Annotated in this window: 9 protein-coding genes; 8 read left to right on the top strand and 1 reads right to left on the bottom strand. The window is 70.2% G+C overall.

Going from position 1 to position 10,802, the window contains the following annotated elements; all coding sequences use genetic code 11:
• Window positions 1–179: 179 nt before the first annotated feature.
• The 8 genes from ACQP2X_RS37010 to ACQP2X_RS36975 all read left to right on the top strand — a co-directional run bounded on the left by ACQP2X_RS37010 (window position 180) and on the right by ACQP2X_RS36975 (window position 8,037).
• The gene (locus ACQP2X_RS37010) at window positions 180–1,427 is read left to right on the top strand and encodes an adenosylmethionine--8-amino-7-oxononanoate transaminase (protein ID WP_498689918.1); all 1,248 of its coding nucleotides are present in this window, start codon (window positions 180–182) and stop codon (window positions 1,425–1,427) included.
• A 185-nt stretch (window positions 1,428–1,612) separates the two neighbouring features.
• Window positions 1,613–2,443 carry an orotidine-5'-phosphate decarboxylase gene (gene pyrF, locus ACQP2X_RS37005; RefSeq protein WP_498689917.1) on the top strand — a complete coding sequence of 277 codons (831 nt, stop codon included), beginning with the start codon at window positions 1,613–1,615 and terminating at the stop codon, window positions 2,441–2,443.
• 187 nt (window positions 2,444–2,630) lie between these two features.
• Window positions 2,631–2,948: an integration host factor, actinobacterial type gene (gene mihF / locus ACQP2X_RS37000; protein WP_020517554.1), complete on the top strand. Its 318-nt coding sequence runs from the start codon at window positions 2,631–2,633 to the stop codon at window positions 2,946–2,948.
• Between the two features lie 33 nt (window positions 2,949–2,981).
• Window positions 2,982–3,581 (top strand): guanylate kinase, encoded by a 600-nt coding sequence (gene gmk / locus ACQP2X_RS36995; protein ID WP_498653800.1) that lies wholly within the window; start codon window positions 2,982–2,984, stop codon window positions 3,579–3,581.
• Between the two features lie 13 nt (window positions 3,582–3,594).
• The gene (gene rpoZ / locus ACQP2X_RS36990; protein WP_015623990.1) at window positions 3,595–3,858 is read left to right on the top strand and encodes a DNA-directed RNA polymerase subunit omega; all 264 of its coding nucleotides are present in this window, start codon (window positions 3,595–3,597) and stop codon (window positions 3,856–3,858) included.
• Between the two features lie 857 nt (window positions 3,859–4,715).
• On the top strand, window positions 4,716–5,942 hold the full coding sequence (gene coaBC / locus ACQP2X_RS36985; protein ID WP_498689915.1) for a bifunctional phosphopantothenoylcysteine decarboxylase/phosphopantothenate--cysteine ligase CoaBC: 1,227 nt from the start codon (window positions 4,716–4,718) through the stop codon (window positions 5,940–5,942).
• 45 nt (window positions 5,943–5,987) lie between these two features.
• Window positions 5,988–7,178, top strand: coding sequence for a methionine adenosyltransferase (gene metK, locus ACQP2X_RS36980; protein WP_498689913.1), 1,191 nt, complete (start codon window positions 5,988–5,990; stop codon window positions 7,176–7,178).
• Between the two features lie 148 nt (window positions 7,179–7,326).
• Window positions 7,327–8,037, top strand: a complete 711-nt coding sequence (locus tag ACQP2X_RS36975; protein WP_498689911.1) for a hypothetical protein — start codon at window positions 7,327–7,329, stop codon at window positions 8,035–8,037.
• Between the two features lie 13 nt (window positions 8,038–8,050).
• Here the strand turns inward: ACQP2X_RS36975 and ACQP2X_RS36970 are convergent, their stop codons facing one another.
• On the bottom strand, window positions 8,051–10,783 hold the full coding sequence (locus ACQP2X_RS36970; protein WP_498689909.1) for a primosomal protein N': 2,733 nt from the start codon (window positions 10,781–10,783) through the stop codon (window positions 8,051–8,053).
• Window positions 10,784–10,802: the final 19 nt, after the last annotated feature.

Raw genomic sequence — 10,802 nt, 5'->3', positions numbered from 1 at the left:
CCGCGGCCCCTTCTGCTGCGGCTCCTTCTGCCGCGGCCCCTTCCTCCGCGGCTCCTTCTGCTGCGGCCCCTTCCTCCGCGGCCCCTTCCTCAACGTCCCCTTTCTCCGCGCCTGCTCGGGCGGATTCGGGGCGCCTCCTCGGGCTTGACCGGGCGCATGTCTGGCATCCCTACGGGCCGATGCCCGGGCGGAGTGAGCCTTATCTGGTCGAGAGCGCTTCGGGCGTACGGCTGAAGCTCGCCGACGGCCGGGAACTGGTCGACGGGATGTCGTCGTGGTGGGCGGCGATCCACGGATATCGGCATCCGGCGCTGGACGAGGCGCTGGTCGAGCAGTCGCGGCGGATGAGCCATGTGATGTTCGGCGGCCTCACCCACGAGCCCGCCATCGAACTGGCGGCCGAGCTGGTCGAGTTGGCGCCCCGAGGTTCCGGCCAGCCGGGGCTCTCCTCGGGCGGCGGCCAGGGTCTGGAGCATGTCTTTCTGTGCGACTCGGGGTCGGTCAGCGTCGAGGTCGCGATCAAGATGGCGCTCCAGGCGCAGGCCGCGCTCGGTCATCCGGGACGACGGCGGCTCGCCACCTGGCGCGGGGGCTACCACGGGGACACCTTTCATCCGATGAGCGTCTGTGATCCGGAAGGGGGGATGCACTCGCTGTGGGGCGGGGTGCTGCCGGCTCAGGTCTTCGCGGACGGGCCACCGGTGGAGTTCGACGAGGCGTACGCGGAAAAGCTCGTCGAGATGATCGAGCGGCACTCGGGGGAGATCGCGGCGGTGATCGTCGAGCCGGTCGTGCAGGGCGCGGGTGGCATGCGGTTCCACCATCCGGGTTATCTGCGCGTGCTGCGGGAGGCGACCTCGGCGTACGGCATCTTCCTGATCTTCGATGAGATTGCCACCGGATTCGGGCGGACCGGGAGGTTCTTCGCGGCCGAGCACGCCGGGGTCGTGCCCGACATCATGTGTGTCGGTAAGGCGCTCACCGGTGGCTACCTGACGCTGGCGGCGGCGCTCTGCACGACGGCCGTGGCCGAGGCGATCTCGAACGGAGCCGGCGGTGGGCTCATGCACGGGCCGACCTTCATGGGTAATCCGCTCGCCTGCGCGGTCGCCAGAGCGTCGCTGAGGCTGCTGCGGGACGGGGCCTGGGTAGATCAGGTCCGACTGATCGAAAACGGTCTCAGGGGCGGCCTGGAGCCGTTGCGGGGGCAGCCCGGCGTCGCCGACGTCCGGGTCCTGGGCGCCATCGGGGTGGTGCAGCTGGATCACGAGGTGGACATCCGGGCCGCGACGGCCGCGGCGGTCGCCCACGGGGTCTGGTTGCGGCCCTTCCGCGATCTCGTCTACACGATGCCGCCGTACGTCACCGGGGCCGAGGACATCGCCCGGATCACCGCCGGGGTCGCCGCGGCGGCCACGGTCGGCTGATTTCGGCGTACTGCGGCGCAGAACACACGGAGATTTTTCGCCCGCTTTGCCCGGCCGCCGTTTTGTCCGGTTCCCGGGCGGGGCTGTCCGGCGCCTCCCGCCCGCCGGTCCTCACAAGATCCGCACTACCGCATCGGCCGCCCGCGCGCTGGCGGCCACCCGACACGGAAGAGGAATGACAGACGATGGAGACCTTCGGCAAGCGCCTCGTGGAGGCGACCGGAAAGCGCGGCCCGCTGTGCGTCGGCATCGATCCGCACGCCGCCCTGCTGACCAAGTGGGGCCTGTCCGACGACGTGGCCGGCCTGGAACGCTTCGCCCTAACGGTGGTCGAGGCCCTGGCCGATCGGGTGGCCGTGCTGAAGCCGCAGTCGGCGTTTTTTGAGAGATTTGGGTCACGCGGCATCGGCATTCTTGAGTCAACTATCCGACAGTCGCGGGAGGCCGGAGCTCTTGTCCTGCTCGACGTGAAGCGCGGCGACATCGGTTCGACCATGGCCGCGTACGCCTCCGCGTACCTGGATCCGGCGAGTTCTCTGCGTGCTGACGCGATTACTGTGAGTCCCTATCTCGGATTCGGATCGTTGCAGCCGGCACTCGACGTCGCGGCCGCCAACGGCGGCGGCGTCTTCGTCCTCGGCCTGACGTCCAATCCGGAGGGACCGTCCGTCCAGCATGCCGTGACCGCCGGCGGCGCGACCGTGGCGCAAACCATGATCGACGAGATTTCCCAGCTCAACAAGGGTGCGGAGCCCCTCGGGAGCTTCGGTCTGGTCATCGGGGCGACGATCGGGGAGACCGGTCACGACCTGTCCGCAGTGAACGGTCCACTGCTCGCCCCGGGCCTCGGAGCGCAGGGTGCGACCCCCTCCGACCTGCGCCGTGTCTTCGGGGAAAGCCTGCGTAACGTGCTGCCGTCGTACTCACGGGAAGTTCTGACGGCGGGACCATCAGTGGCCGAGCTGCGTCTAGCAGCCGAACGCGCCGCAGACGAGTGCGCAGCTGCGCTCGGGTGAAAAGGTCCCTGCTTACCAGGGATGCGGACAACGGGTGCGGGGGTACCCCCACGTTGCCGAAACCGCCGTTGACCGCTAGTTTTCCCGGCGCCGGGGAACCACATGCCCCTTTGGTTACCTGGCACACCACGTTTCACAGAAGCGCCGGTATTGACCTACCGTCGCGATAGGGACCTGAGGAGAACTGGTGCCGCTCCCGTCACTGAGCCCCGAGCAGCGCGCTGCAGCGCTGGAGAAGGCCGCGGAAGTCCGCAAGGCTCGGGCTGAGCTGAAGGAACAGCTCAAGTCCGGCAAGACCACCCTCGCCGCGGTGCTCGACCGCGCGGAGGAGGACGAGGTCGTCGGCAAGCTGAAGGTTTCGGCCGTGCTTCAGGCGCTGCCGGGCATCGGCAAGATCCGCGCGACGCAGATCATGGAGAAGCTCAAGATCGCTGACAGCCGCCGGCTGCGCGGTCTCGGCGACCAGCAGCGCAAGGCCCTCCTGGGGGAGTTCGCTGCGAACTGACTCATGGGCTCGTGTTGAATGAGCCTTGTGAGCATGGATGACGACGCGCGCCCGGCGGCCCGACTCACCGTCCTCTCCGGCCCCAGTGGGGTCGGCAAGGACAGCGTGATCGAGTTGATCCGGGCGCGCTCGCCTTGGATCAAGCTGTCCGTGTCCGTGACGACCCGGAAGAAGCGCGACTACGAGACCGACGGCGAGCACTACCATTTCGTGACCCGCCAGGAGTTCCAGCGGCTGATCGATGGCGGACAACTGCTGGAGTGGGCCGAGTTCGCCGGCAACCTCTACGGCACGCCCCGGGCCCAGGTCGAGGGCTGGCTGAGCCAGGGCCAGCCGGTCCTGCTGAAGATCGACCTGCAGGGCGCGCGCCAGGTCCGCGCCTCGATGCCGGACGCACAGCTGGTCTTCCTCGCGCCGCCGAGCGTCGAGGAGCTGCGCCGCCGCCTGGTCGGCCGGGGAACCGACGACGAGGAGACGATCCGCCGCCGCCTCGAGCACGCGGACGAGGAACTGGCGCACGAGAAGGAGTTCGACCGCACGGTCGTCAACGACTTCGTCGAGCGCGCGGCGGACGAGCTGGTAGGATTGCTCGGTTCGTCATATCTGACGCCAGCGCAAGCCCCAGAGCATTAAGGATTGAACAACTGTGGGAACCATCGCGAACCCCGAAGGCATCACCAACCCGCCGATCGACGAGCTGCTGGACAAGACCTCGTCGAAGTACTCGCTGGTGATCTTCGCGGCCAAGCGTGCCCGCCAGGTCAACGCCTACTACAGCCAGCTCGGTGAGGGCCTCCTCGAGTACGTGGGCCCGCTCGTCGAGACCACCCCGCAGGAGAAGCCGCTCTCGATCGCCATGCGCGAGATCAACGCCGGTCTCCTGACGGCCGAGGCGACCGACAACCCCTGATCGGGGGCGTCGCTCAAAACTTGGTGGCCTGAGCCACCCGCGATCCCGCGACCACAGTGTGGCCGCGGGATCGCTGCATTTCCCCCTCGGCATTCGGTGGTCCGCGGCTGAGTACCGCGGTCGTCCCATGCCATGCGCGCTCGTCGTGTTGGCCTCGCTCCTTGGGTGACGGCCCGCTTTGCTGCGCACCGCAGCCTGACGATGTCGCGCCGCTGCCGCTCCGTGCCGGCCTGGCGTCGTTCCGGCCCCGCTTTGCACTGCTCCGGCCCCGCGCCGCTCCCGAGCCGTGTCGTTCCGGCCGTTGCGCACCGCCGCGGCCCCGTGTCGTTCCGGCCCGCTGCGTACCGATCCGGCCCCGCGTCGCTTCGGCCCCGCTACGCACTGTCCCGGTCCTGCGCCGCTCTCACCCGGCCTCGCGCCGCTCCTGCCCGGCCTTGTGCCGCTCCCGCCCTTTCCCGCGCCGCTCTCGCCCTGCCCGGGCTTGCGCCGCTCCCGCGTTGCCCCACGCCGTACTGTGCTCATCTCGCGTCGCTCTGTCTCACGATGTGCTCGCTTTGTCCCGCGATGTGCTCGTCCCGCGTCGCTGCCGTCGCACCGTCGGGCCCCTCCGCGCGCTGGGCCGGCCCACTCCGTCCTACAGCGATCCTGGCGGTTTTCCACAGGCATGAGTCGCCGCGGCGATGGTTGTCCACAGGCTGTCCGCGCGATCTTGTGTTTCTCGGCAGAATGGCCTTCAGGTGGGGGTCCCCCTGGGAGGGCGGGGTTGGTGTGCCGGGTGGATGGCGGTCGGGCAGGATCGAAGGCGAAGCTTCCCGGGCGGCCCTGGTCTCGGGACTTGGCACTTGTCGGGGGTCGTGGTGACGGAAGTCGTGCTCGGGGTCGGTGGCGGCATCGCCGCCTACAAGGCGTGCGAGCTGCTTCGCCTCTTCACGGAGTCGGGCCACGGTGTGCGTGTCGTGCCCACCGCCTCCGCGCTGCAATTCGTCGGGGCGCCGACCTGGGCCGCTCTCTCCGGGCGGCCCGTCGCCACCGAGGTGTGGGACGACGTTCACGAGGTGCCGCATGTGCGGATCGGGCGGGCGGCCGAGCTCGTCGTGGTCGCCCCGGCGACGGCCGACCTGCTGGCCAAGGCGGCGCACGGCATCGCCGACGACCTGCTGACCAACACGCTGCTGACGGCCACCTGCCCGATCGTGTACGCGCCGGCCATGCATACCGAGATGTGGGAGAACCCGGCGACCCGGGCCAACGTGGCGACCTTGCGGGCGCGGGGCGCTGTCGTGATCGAGCCGGCGGTCGGCCGGCTGACCGGCAAGGACACCGGCAAGGGGCGTCTGCCGGATCCTGCGGAGATCTTCGAGCTGGCTCAGCGCGTACTCAGACGCGGTCTTGACCTTGATCTGCAGGGCCGCCACGTCGTGGTGACGGCGGGCGGCACGCGGGAGCCGCTCGACCCGGTGCGGTTCCTGGGCAATCGATCTTCGGGCAAGCAGGGGTACGCCCTGGCGAAGGCGGCCGCCGCGCGGGGAGCGCGCACGACGTTGATCGCGGCCAACGTGACGCTGCCCGATCCGGCGGGTGTGGACCTGATCAGGGTGGGTACGACCGAGGAGTTGCGCGCGGCGACCGTGAAGGCGGCGGCCGACGCCGACGCGATCGTGATGGCGGCGGCGCCGGCCGACTTCCGGCCGGTGAGCGTCGCGGCCGAGAAAATCAAAAAGACAGACAGTGGTACGCCGGCGCCGATCGAGCTGACCACCAACCCGGACATCGCGGCGGAACTGGGTGCGGCGAAGCAGCCGGGGCAGGTCCTGGTCGCTTTCGCGGCCGAGACGCACGACGCCCTGGAGAACGCCCGGGCTAAGTTGATCAAGAAACGTGCCGACCTGATCGTCGTTAACGAGGTGGGAGTGGACCGCGTGTTCGGCGCCGACCACAATGAGGTCACGCTGCTGGGCGCTGACGGGAGCACGGCGAGTCACGCCGAACTCCCTAAAGACGATGTGGCCGATATGATTTGGGACCGCGTCGCCGTCCTACTGGATGGGCAGGTGGGCGGCGGTGAGCCAGCCCGGGTGCGGTGACTACACTTCCCGGTTACGTTGTATTCGACAAATCTGAGGAGCACCGTGGCACGCCGCCTGTTCACCTCCGAGTCGGTCACGGAAGGCCACCCGGACAAGATCGCTGACCAGATCAGCGACGGTATTCTCGACGCCCTGCTGCGGCAGGACCCCCGCAGCCGGGTCGCGGTGGAAACGTTGATCACGACCGGCCAGGTGCACGTGGCCGGTGAGGTCACCACGCAGGCGTACGCCGACATCCCGAGCATCGTCCGCGACACCATCCTGCGCATCGGCTACGACTCGTCGAAGAAGGGCTTCGACGGCGCGTCCTGCGGCGTCAGCGTGTCCATCGGCTCCCAGTCGCCCGACATCGCCCAGGGTGTGGACAGCGCCCTCGAGCTGCGCGAGGGCGACAGCGAGCACGTGCTCGACTCCCAGGGCGCCGGCGACCAGGGCATGATGTTCGGCTTTGCCTGCTCCGAGACGCCCGAACTGATGCCGCTGCCGATCGCCCTGGCCCACCGCCTGGCCCGCCGGCTGTCGAAGGCCCGCAAGGACGGCACGATCCCCTACCTGCGTCCCGACGGCAAGACCCAGGTCACCATCGAGTACGACGGCTTCAAGCCGGTACGCCTCGACACAGTGGTCGTCTCGTCGCAGCACGCGGCCGACATCTCGCTCGAGTCGCTGCTCACGCCGGACATCCGCGAGCACGTGATCGCGCCCGAGCTCGAGGGCCTCGGCCTCGACATCGAGGGCTACCGCCTGCTGGTGAACCCGACGGGCCGCTTCGAGATCGGTGGCCCGATGGGCGACGCCGGCCTGACCGGCCGGAAGATCATCGTCGACACGTACGGCGGCTACTCGCGCCACGGCGGCGGCGCGTTCTCGGGCAAGGACCCGTCCAAGGTGGACCGCTCGGCGGCGTACGCGATGCGCTGGGTGGCGAAGAACGTGGTGGCGGCGGGGCTGGCCGAGAGGTGTGAGACCCAGGTGGCGTACGCCATCGGCAAGGCTCACCCGGTGTCGCTGTTCGTGGAGACGTTCGGCACGGAGAACGTGCCGGTCGAGAAGATCGAGAAGGCCATCAACGAGGTCTTCGACCTTCGTCCGGCGGCCATCATCCGCGACCTTGATCTGCTGCGGCCGATCTATCAGCAGACTGCGGCCTATGGGCACTTCGGGCGGGAGATTCCGGAGTTGCTCTGGGAGAACACCGACCGGGCCCAGGATCTCAAGAACGCTGCTGCCTGAGGTTTCGCTCGTCAGCCGGTGCCCCCGCTTTGTGGGGGTGCCGGCTTTTGGCTTTTTCGCGTGAGAAAAGGGGTGGGGTGGGTCAAGGGGTGCTGTGAGCTGGGGAGCGTGTGTTTGTGGGGTGATCTTGGCGGTAGTCTCTTCGGGCATGGGTCAAGATCAAACTGGGGATGCCGTCACTCTGTGGTGTGCGGTGGGGGCCGGGGACTTCGAGAAGATCGAGGCCGGTGAGTGGCGAGGGGTGCCTGGTGGGGCGGACCTTCGGGTGTTCGGGGAGCGGGCCGCGGCGGAGCGTGTGGCCCGGGAAGAGTTCGTGGCGGCGGATGGGGCGGGCTTCGTACTGAAGCTTGAGGTCCGGCCGGAGTTCTTCGCGGGGAAGGCGGGGGCGGAAACCCTCTCGGCCGGCGGGCTCGTGGTGGCGGCAGCGGATGTCGCGGAGCTGAACACACAGCTGGTGGGGTCGGTTGTGGAGGTTGTGGACTTTCGCGGGGCGGTCAAGGACGCGGAGTTCGCGGACGGGCCGGTGTTGCCGGAGGCGTGGCGGTCCTATCTGCAGTCGGCGTCGTGGCTGCGCCGTGGGGTGTTGGCGTCGGGGAAGTTCGTGTGGCTCTACCCGCCGCGGGAAGGGCGTGACGTGCTGGCGATCTGGGAGGCGGAGGAGCGTTTTCCGGGGATCGCGCTCATCGGTGGTGATGGCGGGCTGGAGAACTTCGTCTTCGATCTGCGCCAGGACCCGGCGCCGGTTCTGATGGTCAGCAACGCCAGCGAGTCGTGGGATGACGCGGTGGTGCAGGCGGTGGACGCGGCCGACTTCGTCGCGCGGCTGAAGGACGGGACCTTCGACCTGACGGTGGGTTAAAAGGCCACGGTGGTCAGAAGAGGGCCGAGGGGTCGACCTCGATGCGGACGGGCTGGGGGGCCTTCTTGGCGCTCCGGACGGCGGCGGCCTCGTGCAGGGCGTGCGCCAGGGGGGCGGCCTGGGAGCGGGGGACGCGCAGGAGCATGCGTTCCTGGTCGTCGGGGGCGGGTACGGGGCCCAGCAGTTCCACGCCGGCGGGCAGGCGGGCCGTGTCGAGGAAGTCGTTGACGGCCTCGGTCAGGCCGGTGACGCTGGCCATGCGGGCGGCCGGCGGGAAGCCGAGCTCGCGGCGTTCGGTCAGCTCGCGGGAGGCGAACCAGGCCGGGTCCCAGCGGATCAGGGCCTGGACGGTGGCCAGGGAGCCGTCGGCGACGACGATGACGCGGCCCTGCGGCGCGGGCTTGGCCAGGGCGGCGGCGTTGAGCCAGCGGCGCATGGTCTCCTCGGCCGCGCGCAGGTCGGAGCGGGTCAGCAGCGCCCACGTGTCGAGCAGCAGCACGGCGCCGTAGCCGCCCTCGGCGACCGGTTCGGCGCCCGGCGTGGACACGACGACGCTGGGCTGGGCGGGCACGGTGTCGAGAACTTCGTCACGGCCGGAGGTGCGTACGGTCGCGCCGGGAAAGGCGCGGCCGAGCTCTTCGGCGGTACGACGGGCGCCCGTCACCGAGGCCCGCAGCCGCCGGCCGCCGCAGGTGGGACACGCGTACGCCGCGGCGGCCCGACCGCACCATCGGCAGGTGGGAACATCACGGGCGCCGGAAAGCTCCAGCGACCCCGAGCAATGTGGACAGCGCGCCGGCGTACGGCAATCGGCGCAAGCAATCGACGGCAGATAGCCCCGCCGGGGAACCTGGACCAGAACCGGTGCCCCCGCTTGCAACGCCTGCCGAGCCGCTTGCCAGGCCAGACTGGGAAGCCGAGCGGTGGCGGCCCCCGGATCACGCGCCAGCTGCGGATCGTCACCGGTTGGCTGGATCGCCGGCGCCCGCTGCCGCAGCACGTCCCGCCCGGCACTGATCTCCTTGGCCCAGCCGGTCTCGAGGAGCAATTGCCCTTCGCCCGTACGAGCAAAGCCCGCCACAAGCGCAGCCGACCCGGCCAACTGGGCCCGGGTCAGAAGCACCTCACGCGCGTGCGGATAGGGCGCCCGGGGCTCCCCGTGCAGGTCGTCCCCGTCGTCCCAGATGACGACAAGCCCCAGCTCGGCCACCGGAGCCCACATGGCGGCCCGGGTGCCCACCACCACCGGCACTTGATGCCGGCTGGCCGCGAGAAACCGCCGGTACCGTTCGGCGGGCCCGAGCGCCGCGTTCAGAGCGACATGCTGCCCCGCCCCCAGAGCGACTCCGAGCGCCCGATCCACCCGATCGAGATCACGGGCATCCGCCACCACGATGACAACCCCACGCCCACCCCGAACCGTGGCCGCAGCCGCCTCAGCGATCCGAGCCGCCCAGTCCTCACCGGGCAGAGCCCCCCAAACCGCACGAGCGTCGCGCCCGTCCGCCAGCGCCCGTAAGAACGCGGCCCCAGCGACATACGCCCCCCAGCCACCAACCTCAACCGCAGGCAGCGCCCCGCCCCCGGCCGCGCCGCTCGGGGTGGGGCCGTTGCCGCTTTCGGTTGCGCTGCTCGGGGTGGGGCCGTTTCCACTTGCAGCCGCGCCGCTTGGGGTCGAGCCGTTTCCGCTTCCGGCCGCGTCACTTGGGGCTGGGCCGTTTCCGATCGCGACCGCGCCGCGAGGGCTTGAGCCGCTTCCGGCCGCGCCGCTCGGGGTGGGGTCGTTCTCGATTCTGGCTGGGTCGCCTGCGGTTGAACCGCTCCCACTCCTGGCTGAGCCCTCGGCGTGGGGCGGCGAGATGGGGGTCACGATCCGTGCGGAGGTCAGGGCCTCGTCTGTTGCGGGCCTTTCGGGGCTCGGGCTCTCGTCGAGGGCGGCGTGGTGAGAAGTGCCGAGGACCGCCGAGCTCGCACTGGAGCCGGCCACCGCGTCGGATGGCTTGGTGGCGTTCGTCGGGTCGGCCGGCCCGCCCTCAGGGCTGCTCTCTCGCTGCTCGCCGGTGGGGACAGGGCCGGTCAGCCCGAGGGCGTCCGGGGCGCCGGGCCCGGCAGCGGAGACGGCGACGGCGGGAACGGCGGCGGCAGAGGTGGGAACGGCGGCGGAGGAAGAGACGGCAGCGGAGGAAGAGGCGGCAGCGGCGGGGGAGGGGGCGGCGGCGGAGGAAGAGACGGCAGCGGAGGAAGAGGCGGCAGCGGAGGAAGAGGCGGCAGCGGAGGAAGAGGCGGCAGCGGCGGAGGAGGGAACGGCGGCGGACGAAGAAACGGTGGCGGAGGGCGTGGCCGTCGTCGAAGGCTTGGGGGACTGGGACTCCACCCGGGCGTGGCGTGGGGGGACCGCCAAGCGCAGGACGTCGCAAAGGTTTCCCGCGTAGCGGTCGGCTATCGCCCGCGCCAAGCGGGTGATCTCGGGGTCGAGGACCTGCTCGGGGGAGACGACCTTTTCCAGGTAGGCGAGTTTGCCGCCGTGTGGGGACGTCTCCGCCCGCTCCAGCAGGAAGCCGCTGACCAGCTGGCCGGCGAAGCGGACCTTCACCCGCACGCCGGGCCGGGCGGACTCGTCGTCGGTGGACGCCACCAGGTAGTCGAAGAGGCGGTCGAGGTGGGGCAGCGGGACGTCGACGCACACGCGGGCCACCGGCAGGGTCTCTGCCGGTACCCGGTCTGCTCGCGTGCCCTTGGTCGCCATCGCAGCCATTCTGCCCGGA

The organism is Actinoplanes sp. CA-131856 (assembly GCF_050956135.1).
Lineage (GTDB): Bacteria > Actinomycetota > Actinomycetes > Mycobacteriales > Micromonosporaceae > Actinoplanes.
This window is presented reverse-complemented; position numbering and strand designations above follow the sequence as displayed.

Coding starts and splice junctions, on each gene's coding strand:
- ACQP2X_RS36975 (WP_498689911.1), top strand. CDS start 7,327: ATGGGTCAAGATCAAACTGGGGATGCCGTCACTCTGTGGTGTGCGGTG.
- ACQP2X_RS37010 (WP_498689918.1), top strand. CDS start 180: ATGCCCGGGCGGAGTGAGCCTTATCTGGTCGAGAGCGCTTCGGGCGTA.
- gmk (WP_498653800.1), top strand. CDS start 2,982: ATGGATGACGACGCGCGCCCGGCGGCCCGACTCACCGTCCTCTCCGGC.
- pyrF (WP_498689917.1), top strand. CDS start 1,613: ATGGAGACCTTCGGCAAGCGCCTCGTGGAGGCGACCGGAAAGCGCGGC.
- ACQP2X_RS36970 (WP_498689909.1), bottom strand. CDS start 10,783: ATGGCGACCAAGGGCACGCGAGCAGACCGGGTACCGGCAGAGACCCTG.